Source organism: Sorangium sp. So ce295, assembly GCF_051527405.1.
GTDB lineage: Bacteria > Myxococcota_A > Polyangia > Polyangiales > Polyangiaceae > Sorangium > Sorangium cellulosum_B.
This window is the reverse complement of sequence record NZ_CP150324.1, coordinates 4761033-4781622: the sequence shown is the minus strand read 5'-3', so window position 1 is coordinate 4781622 and position 20590 is coordinate 4761033. Positions and strand designations below refer to the sequence as shown.

Here is a 20590-nt window from a genome sequence, read left to right as displayed (position 1 = left end):
GCTTATGTCACAGGAGACGGTCATCTCGCTGGAATCGTACGCTGCCGTGATGGCCGGCCTCGGGGCGGGGCTCGACCTGCGGCGAGCCCTCGCGCACGCCGGCGTCGCTCCGGCGGCGTGGGAGCAGGCTTCCGAGCAATGGCAGGCCAGGATCGACGAGAGCGCGGCGTCGGATCTCGCCGTGCTTGTGGCCTTCGACGCCGCCCTGCTGACCGCGAAGCGGCGGTTCGAGCCGACGTTCGAGCCCATCGAGTCGGATGTCCGCGCGTGGGCCCATTTCCGCCGGCACTTCGTGACCGCGGCGGAGCCGATCGCATTCCTCGCGCGCCACGACCTCGATCTCGGGACGTACGCGCGCATCGAGGCGGGCTGGGCGAACCGCGTCCTTCTGGAGGAGATGCTCGCCGCGACGCTTCGAGGCCACATGGAGGGCGCTCTCGAGGACTGCCCTGCCCTGACGAGGACGCCTTCGCCGCTGCTCGCCGCGACGGACGCGGAGCCGGCGCCGGCGCCGGCGCCAGTCGTGGCGTCGCCGGCGGTCGTGGCCTCGCCGGCGGTCGTGACGCCGGCCGTCGTGGCGCAGCAGGTCGTGGCGCAGCAGGTCGTGCAGCCACCCGCGGTGGTTCAGGCGCAGGTCGCGCGCGAGATCGTGGAGGCGCCTCGGTCGCCGCCGCCTCCGTCGCCGCCGCCTCCGTCGATGCGCGACGCTCGTGCTGCCCCGGGGAGCATCCAGATGGGGACGACCGTGGCGGTTTCGGCCGTCCCGTTCCCGGAAGGCCTGCCGTTCCAGCGGCCCGCCCCGCCGGGTCAGGCGAAGGCGGAAGAGGCACCGCCGCCCATCCCGCTGGAGCGGTATGCGGTGATGCTCGCCGACCACACGCTCTTCGGCATGACGGAGGCGCAGCTCTGCGAGAAACACCAGCTGACGCCTGCGCAACGGGCGCAGGCGTTTCAGTACTGGAAGGGTCGAGTCGACGCGGACGCCGCGCTCAGGGGCCGCGTGAAGGTCGCGGTGGATCGTTACCAGGCAGCCCGCGCCAAGGCGGGACAACACGCTCCCGAGCGCTCGTCCCCACGACAGCCGGCCATCGTGCAGGCGCCCAACCCTCCGGCCGCCGAGCGGCGCGTCGACTTCAACAGGACCGTCGATCCGGGCGAGGTCGTGATGTCGCCCATCCTGCCGTTCCTGGCCGGTTCCTCGCCCGCGCAGAGGCCGACCGCGAGCGCCAAGCCGAGGCCGACCGCAAGCGCCGAGCCGCAAGGCGGCGCCGGTCAGCTCTCGCTGGAGCAGTACGCGTCGCTCACCGTCGATCTCTCGCTCGATCCGGAGCGCACCCCGGAAACGCTCCGTCGCTACGGCCTCACGCCCGCGCAGAGGACGCTCGTGGACGCCACCTGGACGGCGAGGCTCGCCCAGAACGCCGCCGAGCGCAGCGCGTTCGAGGCGGCCCGTGCCTCGTACCGAGCGTGGCGCCTCCGCAACACGAGCAAGCCGTGATCGTGCAGGTGCGCGGTGCGCGGTGCGCGGCGCGCGGTGCGCGGTGCGCGGCGCGCGGTGCGCGGTGCGCGGCGCGCGGCGCGCGAGAAGCTCCCGGTCTCGACAGTGGGCGGCGACGAGCAGCTCGATCGCGGCAAGCGAGACCATGATCTGTGCTGAAATGGCACAGGTAACGTTCCCTCGCGCGGACTACTGCACGCGGAGGAACGGATCTACGGATGGGGTGTCCAGGGAAGATTGGAGGACACGCCATGAAGACTGTCATCATTCGGAAGAACGCCTCGGAGTCGGACGCATGGACGCTCGCCGAGCGCCCCGCACCCAGGCCCGGTCCGGGCCAGGTGCTCGTGCGCGTCCGCGCCGCGTCGCTCAACTACCGTGACCTCATGGTCGTGCGCGGCCGGTACGGCGGTGAGCGCAAGGAGGAGCTTGTCCCGCTGAGCGATGCGGCGGGCGAGGTGGTCGCGGTTGGAGCGGGCGTGCGGCGCTGGAAGGAGGGAGATCGCGTGATCTCGACGTTCTTCCCGGCGTGGGCCTCGGGGCCGTTCCGGAGGGAGTACAGCGCTGCGACGCTCGGTGCGGGCGGGAACGACGGGGTGCTCGCGGAGCTCGTGGTGTTCGGGGAGGACGCGATTGTCCGCGCGCCGGCGCACCTCGGGTTCAACGAGGCGGCGACGCTGACCTGCGCCGGGGTGACGGCGTGGACCGCGCTGTTCGAGTCAGGGCCGCGGCCGGCGCCGGGGGGGACGGTGCTTGTCCAGGGGACCGGCGGGGTGTCGCTGTTCGCGGCGCAGCTGGCGCGCGCGGCGGGGCTGCGCGTGATCGCCACCTCGTCCAGCGCGGCGAAGATCGAGCGGCTGCGCGCGCTCGGAGTGACCGAGGCGATCGACTACCGGAAGCAGCCGGAGTGGCATGAAGAGGTGCTGCGGTTGACGGGCGGCGAAGGGGTGGATCGGGTGATCGAGGTGGGCGGCGCGGGGACGCTGCCGAGGTCGATGCAGGCGGTGAAGACGGGGGGCGTAGTGAGCTTGATCGGGCTGCTCAGCGGGGTTGGGAGCCAGATCGATCCGATGCCGATCCTGTTCCGGGCGATCCGCGTCGAGGGGACCATGGTGGGGTCGCGGCAGGCGACCGTGGAGCTCGGGGCGGCGCTCGAGCTGCATGGGATCCGGCCGGTGGTTGATGAGGTCTTTCCGATCGAGCGGGCGAACGAGGCGCTCGCGAAGCTCGCCGCGGGGAAGCACTTCGGGAAGGTGGTGATCGGGCTCGACTGAACGAAGCGACCGCGAGGGCCTGTCATCGCGCCAAAGCGCGGCACGGCGCCGCGCTCGATCAGGCGCCGGAGACGGCGGGCTGACAGCGACTCGTCCGGAGCTGCGCGATGTAGCGTGATCGACGGCGTTCCCCGCGAGAGCGGTTGTGGCGGCCAGGCCCGCCCCCGCCGCTGGCGCCTACGCTCGGACGGCTCGACCTCCCATGGCGAGAATGAGCTTCGCCAGGTCGAGGTCCGGTGGCTCCCCGGGCGTCAGCCGCCAGGCCCCGATGCGGAACCGCTCGCGGAACTCGCCCGCGAACCAAGGCTGACATTCGGGATCGATGGCTGGGACGAGGAGCAGCCCGCCGCGGCATCGACCGCCAAACGTCTCCCACCTCAGCGCGTCACGATAAATGTGGAGCGAGGCGAAGGAATCCGCGAGCGCCTGACGACGTACCCGGTACTTGGCGTCCAGACAAATCCACGAATGCGGCTCATCTGGCGACTCGAACGAGATCACGATATCGGGTCGGCGCTCGCCGGAGATGCTGTATCGGTCCGAGATCCCCCGGGCGAGGTATCCGGGGAACGTCATATTGTAATGGAGTTCGAGCCGCGCCCCGTCGTTCGGACGCCTCGCGGTGAACGCGGCCCCCGTCCCGAAGCCGGCGAGCAGATCGTTCTCCCGCCCCTGCTTCCAGGTCCACGTCCACCCGTCGAGGATCCCGGCGAGCGCCCGCTGGACGGCGAGCAGTGTCCACAGCTCGTAAAGCTCGAAGCTCGGGCGCACCGGGGCTTCACCGCCGGCCAGCGACTCGCGCAGGCGGAATCGCGGCGACAGGAAGGGCCGAGCCAGCGCGTGGGCGCGGGCGTAGACAGGATCGTCCTGCACCGCAAGGAGCGCGGCCTCGGTGGCGGGCATGGGCGTCAGAGACCCGAGAAACGTCCGTCGCAGCGTGGTTGACAGCTCGTCCGCCGCGCCTGCGGCCGCGCGAGCTCGTGCACGGCACCATTGCGCGGTGTCCGGCTGCAGGCGTCGTTTGACCGCGGCGTCGCCAAGCACGACGCTGAGGTCGTCGAGCACGCGAGCGACCCGCCCGACGAGCCAGGCAACGTAGCGGTTCACCGGGTGATCGACGGTCTCGTGCGTTATGTCCTGCGGCACGTACGGGTCCTGCTCGCCGGCGCGAGCAGCCAACCAGGGATCCACCGCACGTGCAGCCGCCGGATGCCTCGCCAGCCAGTGGAGCGTCTCCCGATCCGCGCGACGCACGCCTCGCAACGGGACGTCCTCGCGCGTGGATGCCGCGAGCTCCCGCGGCGCCGCGGCGATGGCCTGAACGGCGCGGACGAGCGCCGGCACCAGCGGCAGCAGCGCTATGGCTAAAACAGTCGCCGTGGTGCCCTCCGACTGGACGGCGCCGACGCCGCCGCCCTCGAGGCCGATGGCCAGGCCCGGCGACCACGTCTCCAGGTCCGCGAGGAGCGCGAGCCATGCCCCGTCGGAGAGCTTCTCATCGCGCGGGGCCACCTGGACGGCGACCTCCGTCTCCCGGGCGTCGTGCGCCACCTTGAGCACCGCCGAGCCGACCCAGTGGCGCACCTCGAGCGTGAACGACCCGCGCTCCTGGCTCCAGGGCAGCTCCAGCGGTCCGAGCCACGCCCGCGGCGCGCCGGCACCAGGAGGCGCGTCGACGTGGTAGGTCCTCGCCTCTTCGAGGTGCAGGACGCCGTCGACGATGTGCTGGTCCAGGCCGTCCGCGTCGCGGACCTGGAGGCTCATGCCCAGAACCGGGTCACGCCCGTGCGCTTGAGCAGATCCATCATCGTCGCGAGCTTGGCCTCGCACATCGTGAGGCCGCGGCGCTTGCAGATCCCCTGGAGGGTCTCGAGCGCGCCCTTGAACGCCGGCGTGTCCTCCCCGCGCAGGCGCGGCAGCACCTTCGAGAACACGGCCTGATCGAGGAACGTCGCCTGCGCCGCGCCGCCCAGCTCCGAGACGGCGCGCATGAACGCGAGCACCTCGCCGGCCGTGCGGTAGCCGAAGTGACGACGGACCGCGCGCATGGCACCGTGCAGCTCGATCAGCACCGCCTCCACGTCCGGGAGCCGCTTGCCCGGGCTCTTGGTCGCGGCGCGCTCGAAGAAGCGCTCGAGATCCACTTCCCAGAATTCGAGCGTGAAGGCCCTGTCCAGCACCTTGTCGCTGAACGGATGGGTCGTCTCGTCCATGTTGACGGTGCCCGCGATGTAGAGGTTCGCCGGCCAGGGGACACGCGGCGGAACGTCGTTGACCTCGGCGCCATTGGCGTGGAGCACGAGATCCTTGCCCGTCTCCATGGCCGAGAGGAACGGCGCGAAATAGCGCTCGACGCGGGCGAGGTTCATCTCGTCGAGGACGAGGAAATAGGGGCGCCCCGGGTCGGCGGCGGCGCGCAGGACGAGGCGGAGCGCCGGCTCGGCCTGGAAGGTCGGATTGGCGTGCAGTGCGTTGAAGTACCCGAGCAGCCCCGAGGGGTCCCGCCAGTCGGGCGAGACGGGCACGATCTCCCGGTGCTCGGCGACGGAGAGCCCCATCAGCTCGCAGACCGCGCGCGAATAACACAGGGTGACGGCGGTCTTGCCGGTGCCCGAGAGGCCGGAGAGGAGCACGAAGCGCTTGCGTGGATTGCTGCGCCACGCCGCGTGGAGGCTCGCGAGCTGGCGGTCCTCGAAGACGAAGTCGGCGATCTCCGGATCGGACTTGAAGCGCGCGAGGATATCCTCAAAGGCGGGATACGGGATCTCCTTCGCCTCGACGGCAGTCGTGGCCCCGGGGGGGCTGGTATCGATGATCTCCCCTGCCGGAGGCTTCGGGAGCTCCTTCGGAAGCCGGGCGGCCCGGGCAGCGCCATACTCCGTCAGCTGGAGGCCGCCGTCTTGGTCGCGCTTGAGCAGGCCGAGATAGAGGCTCCAGTTCCGGAGATCGTTGGGAACCCCCGCGGTGGTCCAGGCGGGATAGATCTTCTGCAGAGCGTCGACAATGGCCGCGTCGGTCGCCCCTCGATGCTCGTCGACGTACCGGAGGAGATGGGCAAAGCCGAAGACGCGCTCGATGAGGCGGTCAATGAGGATGTCCGGCTGCTCGCTGCCCAACAGCTCGTCGCCATCCTTCGTGGCGTAGAGCAGACCGTCGCGCTGCTCGATGAACCCGAGGCCCTTGGCGCGGATGATGAGCTGGCGCAGCGTCGGCGCCGGGACTTTGTCGAAGCTTCCGCTCGCCTGGAGCACCCCCACGAGGTCGTCTTGCGAGAGCCCCGGGAGCGCCGCTTGCACCACGGCGCGGTACGCGCCGGCGAAGTTGCGCACCGCGAGATAGCCCACGTACTGCTTGGCGAAGGGCCAGACCCGGAGCGGAGGCAGCTTGTCGTCGGGCGGGGGCATCGCTCCTCCGCCGTCGGCAGGCTCGTCGCTTTTCCACGGCGGCATCCGCCCAGCCGAGAGCCGTTCGTAGTTCTCGTGGAGCCACCAGCAGAAGGTCGAGCGCTGCACGTGCTCGGCCAGGGTCTTCTCCTCGCCGAGCACGGCCCGGAGCCGCGCGCGCATCTTCACCTGGGCAACGATCGGGGGATCGTTCGCGTCCCCCAGGAGGAGCTTCGCTATATTCCGGACGGCATCGTAGCTGAGCACGCAGCTCAGCTCGGCTGGCACGAGCGCGCCGACCAGCCGCTGGAGCTTGGCGTGCGGCCTGGGCTTGACCTCGCGCGCCACGGCCATGCCGAGGATGCGCTCGTACTCGCCCTGGATCTCCGCGGCGCGGACGGCGACGTCGGACGAAAAGGCGCGCCCACGCAGGCCGACGATGGCGTCCACAAACTCGGGGTCGGCGAGGAGCGCGTCGATGTTGATGGCGTCGCCGTAGCCGGCGGGGGTGATCGCGCGGGCGTTCCAGAGCTTCCTCTGCGCGGCTTCGGTCCGCAGCTCCGACTCAGGGAGGTCGCGCGCCCAGCGCAGGACGTCGAGGTAGTCTCTTTGCCACTTCGCCCACCCGGCAGGTGGGGTGAAGCCCTTCCAGACGGCGGTGAGCTGTTCGTCGGTCAGCATGACGATGCGCTGCGACGGTAGCGGACGGCGGAAAGGTCGCGCAAGATCCCGGACGTATCCGAGACGCTGGCGCTTGCCGTCGCGCATCCTCGCACATGGGCTCGTGTGAAGCGCTGGCTGCAACCACCGCGACGGGTGGCAGGAACGACGGCGCTGCGGAGCGGCGACCGAGGCGCCCCCGAGAGACCTCTTCGCCCTCGACAGGTCACCGCCCGGTCCCGCTATGCTGCGCCGGTGGATCCCGGTTCCCATGAGATGGCGGCTCCGATGAACGACGCAGACCCGGAACTCGCGTTCATCCAGGGGAAGATCAGCCGGCTCTTGCGATCGCTCGATCGCAGCTTCGTCGAGCGCGAGACCCACATCCGCGTGGCCTTGCTCGCGATCCTGTCAGGGCACCACGTCGTGCTGCTCGGGCCGCCGGGGACGGCGAAGAGCCTCCTGGCCAGGGCGCTCTGCGAGAGCCTGCACGATGCGACGCTCTTCGAGTACCTCCTCTCGAAGTTCACCCATCCCGACGAGCTCTTCGGGCCGGTCAGCATCCCGGGGCTCAAAGAGGAAGATTACCGCCGCCTCACCGAGGGCTACCTGCCGCGCGCGCACATCGCCTTTCTCGACGAGATCTTCAAGGCAAACAGCGCGATCTTGAACAGCTTGCTCACCCTCATCAACGAGCGGGTGTTCCACCACGGCAAGCACCGCGACCAGGTGCCGTTGTTCAGCATCGTCGGCGCCAGCAACGAGCCCCCAGACCCGGAAGGAGGGCTTGGAGCGCTCTACGACCGCTTCCTCGTCCGCCTCAGCGTGCCTCCCATCGCCGATCCGGCGAGATTCCTCCAGGTCTGTCTCGGTGAAATATCAGCGTATCAGCCGATCGCCACGGACAGGCTCACCCGCGCCGAGCTCGAGTGGCTGCGAGATCGGGCGAGCAGGATCGGCGTCGATGACGCCGCGCGCAGGACGCTGCTTCGGGTACGCGACGGGCTGTCCGAGGAGGGCGTCGATGCGAGCGACCGTCGCTGGCGCTGGGCGCTGGAGCTGCTCAAGATGTCCGCGCTCACCTCCGGGCGCGCCAGGATCTCGCCCCTGGACGTGGTGCTCCTCGAGCATTGCTTCGGGGATCCAGGACCCAACCAGGCGGCCGTCCGCATGTGCGTGCGCGAATCGCTCGTGGTCCCGGACGAGCATGACGATTACCTCACACCGCTGCGGCAGCTGTGGGCCGAGATCGAGGCGGACATGGCTGCCCCGGATCTGTCGACATGGCGTCTCGGCGCCGTCGGCCGGCTGGACCGATTCGACAACGCATGCAGCAGGGCCCGGGAGCTGCTGGACCTGCACCTCGATCACCTGCGGCAGGAGCTCGCGCGCACGCCCTGGTGCACGGAGCTGCCCTCTGAGCTCGTTGCGGGCCTCGTGGCCGTGCGCACCAGGCTCCAGGCCTTCGAGCGCACGAGCGCGCAACATCGCGCCGCGGTCGCCGCCTATGGTCCCGCGAGCCTCTTGATGTCGCGCATGCGCCAGGCGGCGAAGCAACGCGGACACTACAGCGATGTGAGGCTGTGGGTACGCGCGCCCACCGACGCGGCGGACGAGGCGGTCGGCCTGGCTGCCGATGGGGAGCCGATCCGGCACAGCTCGTACCATCAGGAGCGAGCGACGCCCGTCGTCGTCGATGACGCAGATGCGCACCGCCTCCTGGTCGGGAAAGACACGGGCGCCGTGCTCGCCTCGTTAGGTGCGCAGATGCGCGCCCGGGGGGCATCGCGGGGCGGCGATCCAGCCGAGCGAACAGAGACCTCGGGTGAGCATCTGAAGCAGATGTTCGAGCGCTGGACCACCTGGATCCAGAAGACCGTCTCGCGACACCTTCCCAGGGCCCCTTCCCTCCCGGCCTCCGGATCGCCGACGGACGATAAGCGGGGCTCGGCCGAGCGCGCCCTTGCAACATGATCCGCTGGCGCCGCTCGCGGACGCGACGCCGGAGCTCCGTGCGCTGGCTGCGTCCGTCGGCCTGGACGAGTGGATCGGCGCGGCAACGCTCGCGGTCGCCAGGCGGCTCTGCGGCGAGCCCGTGGGCGATCCGGGCCCGCTGGGCGCGTTGTGGTTCGCCGTGGCCGACGGCGAGCTGCGCCTGCTGGAGGTCGCGTGTCAGGGAGAGCCGTTGCGCGCGGCGGCCTGCGCGGTCGCCTGGAGTGCGCACGTCCTCCGCCACCACGGCGCGCGCGCCCCGGAGGCGATCGGCTCCCCTCGAGACGCCATCGTGAAGCCGGGTGGCACAGGCGATGCGGAAAGGGAGGCACAGCAGCTGCGCGAGCAGCTTGCGGTGCTCATGGCGCGGCGCGTACCGGACGGCTTCCCGCTGCCGACGTCAGGCCCCCTGCCCCGCGATCGTAGCGCCCTGGGCCTGGGCGCTCTGCTCCGGGAGCAGCTCGGCGCCGGCGACGCGACCGCGGCAGCAGCGGCAGCCGCGCGCGCGTGCGACGAAGCGGTGCTCGCCCTCGGCGCGCTCGTCCCCGGGTTCGGCTGGGATTTCGCGACAGGCCAGCTCCACCGGACGTTGCTGGCGCGCATCGAGCATCTGTCGGCGCTGCTAGGCCGGCTGCCGGTGCTTCGCCGGGTCGTCGACGAGCTCGGGCGGATCGAGGCGCTGCAACGTCAGGCGCGCCGGGCCGAGCGCGGTGGCCGTGAGGCGGTCGCCGGCGTGCGCGTCGGCGGCGAGCTCTCGGATGCGCTCGCCTGTGAGCTCGCCTTGCTGGCGTCTCCTGAGACAGAGGATCTCTTCTTCCAGCGCCTCGTCGAGCACCGGCTCGTCTGCCTGGAGCTGCTGGGAACCACGACGGAGACCACGCCCACGGACGAGCGGCGTGGCCCTGCCATCGCGTGTGTGGACACGAGCGGCTCGATGCAAGGTGCCCCCGAAGCCGTCGCGAAGGCGCTGATCCTGGTCGTGGTGCGGCAGCTCGTTCCCAAGGGCCGTGCTGTCCAGCTCCTCCTGTTCGGCGGGCCCGGGGAGGCGGAGCCGCTGGAGATCCGACGTGGCCGGCAGGGCCTCGCACACCTGCTCGACTTTCTGAGCATGGGGTTTCATGCCGGCACCGATTACGACACCCCCCTGCTCCGTGCGCTCGAGCTTCTGAAAACGGACGCGTACGCCAGGGCCGATGTCCTGGTGGTCACGGACGGTCTGTGCCGCGCCAGCGCACGCGTCGCACAGCAAGTGGCTCGCGCGAAGCAAGACGCCGGGGCCCGTGTCCTCTCCGTCGTGGTGGGCGGCGACCCCGCCGGAGTTGAACTCTTCAGTGATCAGGTGTGGCTCGTGGACCCGAACGCACCGATCGCCGGAGGCTTCGACGTGCGGCAGTGGCGTGGCCCTTGATGCTCGCGAGGGCTGGAGCAGTTCCACAGCGGCGTGGGCGACGACGCCCGCGACGACGTGCAGCGGGCGTTCAACAGCGCGCCCGACGAGCACCCCGTGCGCATCTCGGTCGACATGAAGGGTCGCGACGCTTCCATCCAATCGCGTGAGCTCCCTCCTCGGCCCCAGCTCAAGGCCCGAGCACGTCGAGGAGACGACCGAGATCCGGGCAGCGGCTCAGCACCTCGGCGCGTCGAGCCGGGCCTGGCCTGATCCGAACGCGCAGGAGATCCTCGTCGTCGCGCCCCTTCTTGTAGCGCCGCTCGGAGATGATCTGGAATACCCGGTCCAGGCACTCCGCCGGCTTGCGGTACTGGACTGCGAACTCCTCGGCGCCGAGCGTCGCCGGAGGAGGGGCACACCTGTCCAGCAGCTCTTGAACCTGCTCGCGGCGACCTTCGGCGTGATCGAGGAGGGCGTCGGGGCACGCGACGAGCAGACTCTCCTTGTTCCAGCGGATACAGCGCACGTACAACCTCGACGACTTCTCCTCCGAGAGCGCAGACTCTCGCACGAGGTGGTCTTTCCATGACGCCTCGAAGGCGATCACCCATTGGTGCAGCGCTGCGCCGTCCCCTCCGGCGGGCGCTGGCCGCGCGCCCGGAACGAGGTTTTGCGGCCTGTCGGCGTCCGCGAGGCAAACGACGCGATCGGGCGGGAGCTTCGTCTGCTTGAGCGGCGTCCGCAGGAGCCTGGGCGCCTCGTGCACGAAGTTGCCGGTGCCGCGGACAGGTCTCCCCTCCACGATCATCTCGGGAAGACCACGGTCTCTGCGCATGGCCTTGACGAGCAGGTGCAGCTCTTCGTGGTAGTCGTCCTCGTAGGCGATGACGATCGATCTCACGACACGGACGTCCCGTCTTGAGGAGGCGACTCCAGCATGCCTCGGGCGCGCAGCTCCGACAGCGAATATTCCTTGAGCCAGGCGTCGAGCAGCTCGCCGTCGAGCGTCTCCACGGTGACGCCGGCGTCGCTCGAAAAGCGCGTGATGCCGAGCGACGCGGCGGGGTCCTCCAGGTGATCGAGCAGGCGGTCGGCGTGCGTGGCCGCCAGGATCGGGGTCTTCTCCGCGCGCGACTCCATCACCTTCACGAGCCGCCGCATCGCCCTGGGGTGGAGGCTCCGCTCCGGCTCATCGAATGCGATCAGCGCGGGGCTGTCCGGCGCGTGCAGCGCGGCGAGCATCGCCAGGTAGACGCGCATGCCTTCGCTCATGTCGTCGAGGTAGAGGGTCGCCCCCGAGCGCTTGTCACGCCACGTCAGCGTGATCACGCCTCGGCCGGGCCCCGGAGGGAATCGCATCTCCTCGCACCAGGGAAAGACGGCCTGCAGGTCGGCGAGCAGCGCGCTCCACGTGTCAGGGTATTCCTGCGAGAGGGTGTGAAGCGCATTGAGGAGGTCGCGCCCAGACCGCTTGATGCGGCGCGTCCGCTCCACGGGCCGCGCGTTGATGGGCTCGTGCGCGCCCTCCGAGCCGTCGGGGGCGGCGCCGAGGGCGAACGACGGATAGAAGGCGATGCTTTGCAGTGCCTCCTTGACGTGCATCGGCGTCGGGTAACGCACCTCGTCCGAGATCGCCGCGAGGCTGGAGTTCGTGAGCATCGCGCTGTCCGACTCCACCGGGGCCAGGACATCGTTCTTCCTTGTCTGGACGTTGGCCGCCCAGGACGCGGCGCCGCCCTTCAGCGCGATGAACGGACGCTGGTCGAAGCCGTTTTTGTAAACCCGGACCTCCTCGTCGAGGACGGTCGGGCTCGCCCGGACGCTCCCGAAGCGGATCATGTACTCGACCGGCGCCCTCTCCCGCTGAAAGACGGGCGAGCGCTCCGAGAAGCGGGCGATCAGCTCGATCTCGGTGCTCGTCCCGGCCCAGGCGACAGCGGCCCATCCGCCCCGATCGAGGATCGCCCGCCCGGCCCGCCCGCCCGCGGCCGCGCAGATCATCGCGACTCCATCCAGGATGGAGCTCTTGCCGCTGGCGTTCTCGCCGATGAGCACCAGCGGCTTGCCTGGAGGCAGCGAGATCTCCACGTCCTTGAGCGCACGGAAGCCTTGGATGCGGATCTTCTCGAGCATGGCGGCGCTCGCCGTCTATCGCGCGGATACGGTTCGTCGTCCAGATCTCATGCACGCCGGAGCAGCGGGGACGGGTCGACGGGCCGGAGAGCGAGACTGGGCCGTGGCGCTACCCGCCGACGGCGAAGCTCGAGCGCCTCCTGCGGAACGCCGGCGTCCCCGTCGGTTCCCTCTTCAACGGCACGCACCTGCGCCTGGTCTACTACGTCCGGCGCAGCCTGAATCCGGGGCCGGTCCAGGCGATCGAGAAGGCGGTGAAGGAGGCCGGTAAGGACGACGCCGCGCTCGCCGAGGCGCTCGCGTGATGGTTCGAGCTCCTAGCAATGCCGAGAAGAGAGCCGCGGGCGGTTCACTTACGTGCGCCGCAGGCAGGCACTTTGTCCGCAGGATCGGGCGAGGTTCGCTTCACGCAACCGCCGCGGCGAACGACGCGAACAGGTCCCCCGGCAGCGCATGCTTCAGCCGCCACGTGATCGCCATCGGCAACTCCGACTCATGCCGCACATAGCTCGCCGGACCGAGAAACCAGAACGCCCGCTCGTCGCTGCGCAGCCGCGCGAACAGCATCACCGCGGTGCCGAGCTCCTCGTGCTGCTGGTAGCGCTTCCCCGTCTCGCTCTCGGCGCGGGTGGTCGACTGGCTCTCCCAGTGGATCAGCTGCCGGCTGATGGCATGGTCGCGGTAGCGCGTCGTCGGCGAGAACTGCCCGTTCGTCTTGTCGAGCGTGAACGCGAGCAGGTCGGCGCGGGCGTCCTTCGCCCAGTACACGCCTGTCTGCCAGGGCGCGACCTTCGCGCCGCCCCCGACGCCGAACGCCGCCAGGATCTCGATGCGCGAGTAGCGCGCGTGCACCTGGAGCGGCACGTCCGGATGGGTCCCGAGCGCCCGGTGAACGTGGTCCACGCGGGCAGCCAGCACGTCCATCACCTCGACGAGCTCCGCGCGCACCTGCGGATGCGCCCAGACGAGAGCACACGCCTGCGCAAGGGTGGTCGCCTTGTCGATGGCGCGATCGGCCACGGTGGCGACGAGCATGCGCAGAAGGCGGCGCTCCCGCAAGCTCATCGCCCCCGGATCGGGACACGCGTCAGACGCGAGCAGCCGGCGGTACACCTCGATCCGCACGAAGTCGTCGACGTGGAGCAGCCGCCCGCACGCGCGCCGCAGCACCTCTTCGTGCGGTCCCACGCCGAGCGACGGGAGCCCAGCGTCATCACGGAGGTCTGACCAAGACTTCTGCCCGGCATAGACGTCCTCGAGCTCGAGCCCGGTCTCTTCGAGGAACCGCGCAAGCCTCACGTCGCCGCTGCGGGCGAGCCGCCGCAGCTCGTCGACCTTGGCCGTCCACCCCGACGGCACCGCTTGCCGGATGTTGTCGAGCACGAGCTCCGATGCCTTCTGGTCGAGCTCCATGTGGCAGCCCGCGGGCAGAAACGGGAACCCGCGTTCAACCTGCTGAACAAGCTCCTTCCGGCTCCCGCCGAGCAGGGCTGCGAAGCGGCGATCGAAGCGGAACTCGCGTCGATGGTGCCCGACGAAGTCGAGCACCGTGCACACGGTCTTGCCGGCGCTGCGCCGCAGGCCGCGCCCGAGCTGCTGCAAGAAGAGCGTGGGGCTGTCGGTCGGGCGCAGGAGGATCAGCGTGTCGACCGCGGGGACGTCGATGCCCTCGTTGAACAGATCCACGGAGAAGACAACGTTGACCCGCCGCGCCCCGAGATCCGCGAGGGCCGCGCGCCGCTCGTCATCGGGGCTGTCCCCCCACACCGCGGTCGCCGCGACACCGGCCTCGCGAAAGACGCGCGCCATGAACCGCGCGTGCTCGATGCTGACGCAGAATCCGAGCGCCCGCATCGCTCGCGTGTCATCGACATGCGCGGCGAGCTGGGCCACCACCTGCCGGGCCCAGGCGTCGTTGGCTGTGAGCAGCTTGGAGAGGCCATCGACGTCGTAGCCGCGCCCGCGACGCCAGGGCACATCGCGCAGGTCCAGCCCGTCGTGGATGCCGTAGTAGACGAACGGAACGAGCCGGTGCTGATCGATCGCGTCCCAGAGCCGCAGCTCTGCGGCGATCCGGTCATCGAACCAACCGAGGAGCGGGAGCCCATCGCTCCTCTCGGGCGTGGCCGTGAGCCCGAGGAGCTCGACGGGACGCACGCGCTCCAGCAGCGCGCGGTACGACGGCGCGGCGGCGTGGTGAAACTCATCGATGATCACCACGTCGAAATGGGACGGATCCAGGTCATCGAACCCCGCTGCCGAGAGGCTCTGGATCGACGCAAAGACATGCTCGAAGCGCCGCGGGTGACGGCCGCCGACCCACAGCTCGCCAAAGGCATGATCGCGCAGGCCGTGACGAAAGGTCGCGAGGCTCTGCTCCAGGATCTCTCCGCGGTGCGCGACGAAGAGCAGGCGTGCGCGGGGGAGCGCCTCCCGAAGTCGGCCGTAGTCGATGGCGGCCATGACGGTCTTGCCGGTGCCGGTCGCCGACACCAGCAGGTTGCGGTGATGCCCGCGCTCGCGGGAGAGCGCGATCTGCTCGAGCAGACGCTCCTGGAACGGCTCTGCGCGGAGCTCGATCGGGCTGAGCATCACCCATGGCGCCGCGCTCGTCGCCAGATCGACGCGCTCAAGGAACTCCGCGCGGTCGTACGGCACGAAGTCGCCGCCGTTCCAGTAGCTCTCGAAGACGGCGGCGACCTTGGCGATGACATCCGGGTTGCGCGCGCCGGACACACGAACGTTCCACTCGAGCCCGCTCGTTTGCGCGGTGTGCGTCAGGTTGGAGGAGCCGATATAGGCGGTCGAGAAGCCCGACGCGCGATGAAACAGCCAGGCCTTCGCGTGCAGGCGGGTCGTCCCCGTGTCGTACGACACACACACGTCAGCGCCGATCTTGCGGAGCGCATCGAGCGCCAGCGCTTCGGTCGATCCCGTGTACGTGGTCGTCAGCACACGCAGCGCGCGGCCCGCCTGACAGTGCACGCGGAGCGCCTCGAGCAGCGGGGCGATGCCGCTCCGGCGGACGAACGCCATGACGACGTCGATGCGGTCCGCCGAGCGAACCTCGGTCAGGAGCTGGTGGCCTACCCTCGGCTCGCCAGGCGCGTTGGTGAGCAGCGCCGTGTCGAGGAGCGGGATGAGCGGCTCCGGGATCGTCTCCGGCCTGCCGTCCGGCTGGCGCCCGACGATGGCGTGGAGCACCGTCGCCGGCTCGACGGGCGCCTCGGGCTGAAGCTCTGCGCCGGCGATCATCTGATCGATCTGCTCGACGAGCCTCCGCGCCAGACCCACGCCGACGGCCACACGCTCTGCATCGGGCACGCCGGAGAGGGCGCGCTGCACGAGGCGACCCAGGTGCAGCGCGATACGGTCGGCGGCCTCAGCGGCCCGGAGCGCCGCGGTGCGGACCTCCAGGCTGGCGTCGAGCTCGCGCAGGCCGGACGCCAGCGCCTCGGTGATCAGATCCTGGTAGAGACCGCGCCGGCTCGTCGTCATGGCCAGCGAGTCTACGGCAGGCGAGCGCACATCCAAGAGGCATCACAAGACAGGGGCGCGTCCACCGCCGAGACGGGTGCCACTCGTCTTTTGCTGGCAGATGGTGCTCGGCTGCCTGGGTGCGGCGACGCCGCCGTTCTCGGCTCGCGCTCGTGGCGGTCGAGCCATCCAGCGCTCGACGCGGCACATCTCGGTGTGGAACGCGTGCGCGAGGGGAGCCTCGAGCGGCAGCAGGAGAACGAAGTGGCTCCAGGTCAATTGTCGCGACAGCGCCGCGACAATCGGCTCCTCGGGGAAGGCCCCGGCGAACTGGACCATGCGCTCAGGGGGCCTTGGTAGACGGGGGAAAGCTGTAGACGAGGGGGCTCGTCGCAGGGATGCGGAGCTCCGAGCGCTCCTGATCGTCGAGAGGCCATTTGCTCTCCAGCAGCTCGAAGATCCGGCCGTGGTAGCTCCACAGCCAGATCCAGGCATGCGACGAGCGATCGAGGACGGTCGCAGCTTCGAGCTTGCGCGTCACGAGCCGGCGATGGTCCTTGAAGAAATCGAGGTACTCGGGCGGCTCATCCACCTCCGAGCTGATCGCCCACAGATAATCGACGAACCACAGGCCGTCCCTGTCCTGGCGGAGAAGCTTGCGAATGTAACCGAGCTCCTCCATGACCGAATGTTGCGGAGCGCGCAGGACGGCGTTCTGCTCGACCTCGCGGAGCAGACGGGGGTCGACGATGACCCGCGGGACGTGTGCGACCTCGTCGCGCAGGCGCTCAGCTTCCACGATCCCGCGGCCGATGACGAGATCGCCGTTCGCGGCGGCCTCGCCGAGCGCGATCGCGCCGCGCACGAGCACGCCGAGCGGCACGAGAGCCGCCTGGAGGTGGACGATGTTGAGCGCCTGCCAGAAGAAGAGCATCCCCGCTGGCCTCACCGGCGCGACGTGGAGCACGCGAGGGGCCGCGAGGAACATGTGGCTTCCCCAGAGCTTGGGTAGCTCGGAGTCGCCGAGGTGGCGCTGGACGATCGATAACGCCTGGCGCGCCCTTCCCTCGGGCATCTCGGGGTCGTCGACCCCGAGCAGCTCCAGCGCCGTGACGATGCACGGGCGCGGTCTGGGCAAGGGGGTCGCCTTCACGCAGGCGCCTCCGACAGCAGGCGGAGCGCGGCGGTCAGCGTTTCCAGCCCGACCCGATCGAGGAGCCCGCCCAGCTCTGGATCGGTGTCGTCGGTCACGAGCATGCACCCCTCGGCCCGGGCGTGCCCGCCGACGAGCCAGTCGACCGTGGCGCCGCAGGTCCGGCCGGTGCCGGGAGCCTCCGCGGCGCTCGGGGACAGCCCCAGGCACGAAAGGCAGCGGTCGCGCTTGGCGCGCTGCCAGGCCGCGTCGTTCGGATACCGCTCGCCGAGCCGCGCCGCCGTCTCCAGCGCGTGCCGGGCGTCGAACGACTGCACCTCGATCCCCTTGGAGCGGAGCCCGTCGAGGATGACATCGAGGTTGAAGGTCCCTCGCCATCGCTGCTTGAGGTCGAACAGCTTCTCGGCGTAAGCGACGGCGGAGATCACGAGGCGAACCGGCGCGCGGCCCTCGGCGGCCAGGCGGAGGTTGTGCCGCGCGATGCGGTCACAAAGCTCGTTGAGCCGCCGGTCGCGGTACACTGCGTTGGTGTCGAACGCCAGCGTGACGGCGCCCTCGCGCAGCCGCGCCGCGAGCTCGTCGGCCGTCACTGCTGTGGCCCCCGCTCCTCGAACAGCTCGGCATACTGGTCGTTCGTCAGCATGCGATAATGCCCGTCGTTATCGCGCACGAAGACCACGCCGCCTCCGTGCGAGAGGCCGAGCTGCTGCTGGACCTCGGGCGGGACCTGCACCACCCCTTCCCTCGTCAGGTATCCGCGCGGCGCGCGCGCGCCCGAGGGCGGCGGCGGCGCCGCAGGCTGGGTGAACTCCCAGGCCTCCTCGGCAGACACCTTGTGGATCCGCGGCCCATCCTCCGAGCGCGTGAGTAGGTAGAAGGGTGGCTGCTTCTCGAACTGCCCGGAGTGGCTCGTGATGAGGAGCTGTGACGGGGCTTCGGGGTCGGCGGCGAGCTCGTCGAGCACGTCGCGCAGCGCACGTTGCGCCGTCCAGCGCAGGTTCAGCTCCGGCTCCTCGACTGCGATGATGTCCGCGCCCGTCATCACGAGGCGCGCACAGAGGACCGCGATCTGCTGGATGCCGGAGCCCATCAAGCGCAGGGGCAAGAGCTCCGATCCGGTATCCAGGACCAGCTCCGCGCGATCGGCCTCGGTGTCGAAGCGCATGCGCCATTGCCCGGGGCCGACCAGATCCCCGAAGCGGCCGAGCGCCGCCACGAAACGCTTGAAGCGCTCGCGCGGTGCGCCGGTCGCGCTCTCGGCGTCGTGCAGCGCCTTGCCGAGCGCGCGGGGGAGCGGCTCGCGCGTCGCGAGCGGCGACGCGCCTTCCGATGCGTCGCGCGTGAGGGTGCGATCGGCGCGCACCAGCGCAAAGCGCGGCACGACCTCCTTCCGGCGCACGCGCTGCCCGAGCCGCTCCAGCACCAGGGCGAAAGCGGCGTCCGTCGCCGCCTTGTCCCCCGCTCCGGCCGCGAAATCCGCGCCGTCCGTGGTACGCCGGAGCGTGGTGATCCGGACGGTCACCTCCTCCTCCCCGCGATCGAGGCGGACCTGGGCGATGATCGGCTTATCGAGCCAGGGCGGATCGTCCTTCTCGCGATCGAGCAGGAGCTCCGCTTCGAGGACGATCGGCCCCGCGTCCTTCAAATTGAAGATCTCGGCCGGCGGGTACCCTTGCTGGGCGAAGTGCTCGTACCCGCGTACGGCCTCACGCGGCGGCCGCTCGTCCGGCGCGGCCTGGGGCGGCGGCGCGGTGCGCGCGTAGCGCTCCATGAGGCTCGGGCCGCCCCGCGCCTCCTCCCGCAGCGCCTGGATCGCCGCGAAGAACAGCCCGATGCTCTCCAGCAGGTTCGACTTGCCGACGTTGTTGTCGCCGTGCAGCACGTTGAGCCGGCCGAGATCGGCGAGGCACACCGGGGCGCGGAGGTTCTTGTAGCCCTGGACCTGGAACCGCTGGAGATGCATCGTCGGGTCCAGGGCATCCTAGGCGACGATCCTGCGAACGGCCAAGCCACGGCCGGGTAGGCCGCGATCGGACCGGCGGCGGTCCGGACGACCCCGCTAGATGCTCGTCGTCGGCCAGAGGTACACGAGCCCGACCGGCGCGAGCCGCTTCAGGCTCACGCGGTAGAGCGCCTCGAGCTCCGCCGGCTCGTCCCGGATCTCGTCCTCGATGCGGGCCAGGCGCTTCCTCATGTCCCCTCGTTCGCTCTCCTTCCTCAGCGCGGCCGGGCCTTCGCAGATGATCACCCGCCGGTCGCCCCAGGCGCCGCTCGTGCGCTTGCCCCTGTCCGACGCGCCGACCTGCGCATCGTCGTCGAGGCAGACGAGATCGACGCGGATGGCCTCGCTCGGGGCTTCGGGCGTGATGACGTCCTCGACGAGGTACTGGCGCTGCCGGACGAGCGCGATGTCCCCCTTCACGGGGGTGAGGCGAGGGGTCACGTGGGCTCCGAAGAGGCCCGTCGGAGGGGCAGTCTTGCGATCGCCGAAGGCCTGGAGGAGCCGCTCTGCGAGCTCCTGGCGCGCGCGGCTGGAAGCGTCCAGGCCGTGGGCCTGGCAGGCAGCGCGGAGCTCGTCGCGGCCCGTCCATTCGACCACGGCGCGCATGCGGACCTGCTCGGAGCGCGCCAGGGCGGCGACCAGCTCGGCCTTCGTGCCGCGCTGGGGCACGAAGACGCCGAAGTAGCGCGCGAGCTCGATCAAGCGCCCCCGTGAGGGCAGCGACTCGAGGAGCGTGCGAACGGAGGGCGAGGAGACGGAGGGCAACGACACGGACATCGACATCGGGGTTCCACGCGCCGCGCCGAACCGGCGGCGCACAGCAAGGTACGCCTCGGCAACGACACGGTGAAGATTGTTCAGTCGACGGTGCGCCGGGTTGCGCGCGAGCGTCGCACGACCTGCTCCTGGCGCTTACCCTCGGCCTGGACCGGGAAAGAGCAAAGCGGCAGCGCTTCGCGCCGACGGCTCCAGCGCGCGGCGAGGCCCGATCCACCGAGCGGAGTGATGCGCACGAGCAGCTCGTGCCCCCTCGGACGCCGACGCCGGAGCGCCGATCTCATGGGTAACCGGACGACCCGAAGCGAGCGGAGCGACCTGCGCCTCAGCGACGTTTGGTGACGTGCCGCCCGAGGCCTCGGCGCGGACTTCCTTGCTCCGGAGGTAGGCAGCCCCGTTCTGGCTGCGGACGCCGTGACGGCACTGGAATCCCGCCGCGCGGGTTCACGCTCGTCAATGACCGACGACGGAGAGAGCCATCACCACGCAAGCGAGAATGAGCGCCGAGCAGATGGGCAACACGAGCCAGAAACCGAGGTACGGCGTGGAAGGGTGACGGACGCGAACGAGACTGACGACAAGGACGTAGAGCGCAGAGGTCAGCGTGAAGGTAAACGCCAACGGCTTGAGCATCTTCGTCCCTTCAATCGAGAAGACATAAAGAGAAAACAGAGTTGGCAGCGCGAGCAAAAGGACGATGAGGATCTTGAGGAACATGCCGGACGCTCGTCTTGTCGATCAGGGTTTCAGGTTCACAGCAGCAGCAACTTTGCGCGGGATCAGGAAAGCGGCCGCCTCACCCGAGCCGGCCGGCGCCACGAGCGGTTCCTTGGAGATCCTATCTGCCATCG

General features: G+C 70.1%; 15 protein-coding genes. 4 read left to right on the top strand and 11 right to left on the bottom strand.

Annotation, left to right across the window (positions count from 1 at the left end; all coding sequences use genetic code 11):
- Positions 1–4: 4 nt before the first annotated feature.
- Positions 5–1498, top strand: a complete 1494-nt coding sequence (locus WMF11_RS18035; RefSeq protein WP_437978327.1) for a hypothetical protein — start codon at positions 5–7, stop codon at positions 1496–1498.
- A gap of 251 nt (positions 1499–1749) precedes the next feature.
- On the top strand, positions 1750–2772 hold the full coding sequence (locus WMF11_RS18030; protein ID WP_437978326.1) for a zinc-dependent alcohol dehydrogenase family protein: 1023 nt from the start codon (positions 1750–1752) through the stop codon (positions 2770–2772).
- Positions 2773–2949: 177 nt separating this feature from the next.
- Here WMF11_RS18030 and WMF11_RS18025 read toward each other — a convergent pair whose 3' ends face one another.
- Both WMF11_RS18025 and WMF11_RS18020 read right to left on the bottom strand, forming a co-directional pair.
- A complete protein-coding gene (locus tag WMF11_RS18025) occupies positions 2950–4536 on the bottom strand; it encodes a DUF2357 domain-containing protein (RefSeq protein WP_437978325.1) in 1587 nt (528 codons plus the stop codon).
- A complete protein-coding gene (locus WMF11_RS18020; RefSeq protein ID WP_437978324.1) occupies positions 4533–6923 on the bottom strand; it encodes an McrB family protein in 2391 nt (796 codons plus the stop codon). The genes WMF11_RS18025 and WMF11_RS18020 overlap by 4 nt, the downstream gene beginning before the upstream one ends.
- 180 nt (positions 6924–7103) lie before the next feature.
- Between WMF11_RS18020 and WMF11_RS18015 the strand changes: the two genes are divergently transcribed.
- Both WMF11_RS18015 and WMF11_RS18010 read left to right on the top strand, forming a co-directional pair.
- A complete protein-coding gene (locus tag WMF11_RS18015; protein WP_437978323.1) occupies positions 7104–8789 on the top strand; it encodes an AAA family ATPase in 1686 nt (561 codons plus the stop codon).
- Complete coding sequence (locus WMF11_RS18010; protein WP_437978322.1) at positions 8779–10215, top strand: VWA domain-containing protein; 1437 nt, start codon at positions 8779–8781, stop codon at positions 10213–10215. The genes WMF11_RS18015 and WMF11_RS18010 overlap by 11 nt, the downstream gene beginning before the upstream one ends.
- Before the next feature lie 169 nt (positions 10216–10384).
- Here the strand turns inward: WMF11_RS18010 and WMF11_RS18005 are convergent, their stop codons facing one another.
- From WMF11_RS18005 to WMF11_RS17965, 9 genes are all read right to left on the bottom strand, one after another.
- A complete protein-coding gene (locus WMF11_RS18005; protein ID WP_437978321.1) occupies positions 10385–11098 on the bottom strand; it encodes a hypothetical protein in 714 nt (237 codons plus the stop codon).
- Positions 11095–12330, bottom strand: coding sequence for an AAA family ATPase (locus tag WMF11_RS18000; protein ID WP_437978320.1), 1236 nt, complete (start codon positions 12328–12330; stop codon positions 11095–11097). The genes WMF11_RS18005 and WMF11_RS18000 overlap by 4 nt, the downstream gene beginning before the upstream one ends.
- Before the next feature lie 405 nt (positions 12331–12735).
- Positions 12736–15828, bottom strand: a complete 3093-nt coding sequence (locus WMF11_RS17995) for a DUF3427 domain-containing protein (protein WP_437978319.1) — start codon at positions 15826–15828, stop codon at positions 12736–12738.
- A 42-nt stretch (positions 15829–15870) separates the two neighbouring features.
- Positions 15871–16146 (bottom strand): DUF1016 N-terminal domain-containing protein, encoded by a 276-nt coding sequence (locus WMF11_RS17990; RefSeq protein ID WP_437978318.1) that lies wholly within the window; start codon positions 16144–16146, stop codon positions 15871–15873.
- Positions 16147–16150: 4 nt separating this feature from the next.
- Positions 16151–16945, bottom strand: coding sequence for a hypothetical protein (locus tag WMF11_RS17985; RefSeq protein WP_437909604.1), 795 nt, complete (start codon positions 16943–16945; stop codon positions 16151–16153).
- An 11-nt stretch (positions 16946–16956) separates the two neighbouring features.
- Positions 16957–17550 carry a hypothetical protein gene (locus WMF11_RS17980; protein ID WP_437978317.1) on the bottom strand — a complete coding sequence of 198 codons (594 nt, stop codon included), beginning with the start codon at positions 17548–17550 and terminating at the stop codon, positions 16957–16959.
- Complete coding sequence (locus WMF11_RS17975) at positions 17547–18923, bottom strand: AAA family ATPase (protein WP_437978316.1); 1377 nt, start codon at positions 18921–18923, stop codon at positions 17547–17549. The genes WMF11_RS17980 and WMF11_RS17975 overlap by 4 nt, the downstream gene beginning before the upstream one ends.
- A 96-nt stretch (positions 18924–19019) precedes the next feature.
- Positions 19020–19745 (bottom strand): hypothetical protein, encoded by a 726-nt coding sequence (locus tag WMF11_RS17970; RefSeq protein WP_437978315.1) that lies wholly within the window; start codon positions 19743–19745, stop codon positions 19020–19022.
- Positions 19746–20192: 447 nt separating this feature from the next.
- Positions 20193–20456 carry a hypothetical protein gene (locus tag WMF11_RS17965; RefSeq protein WP_437978314.1) on the bottom strand — a complete coding sequence of 88 codons (264 nt, stop codon included), beginning with the start codon at positions 20454–20456 and terminating at the stop codon, positions 20193–20195.
- Positions 20457–20590 lie beyond the last annotated feature (134 nt).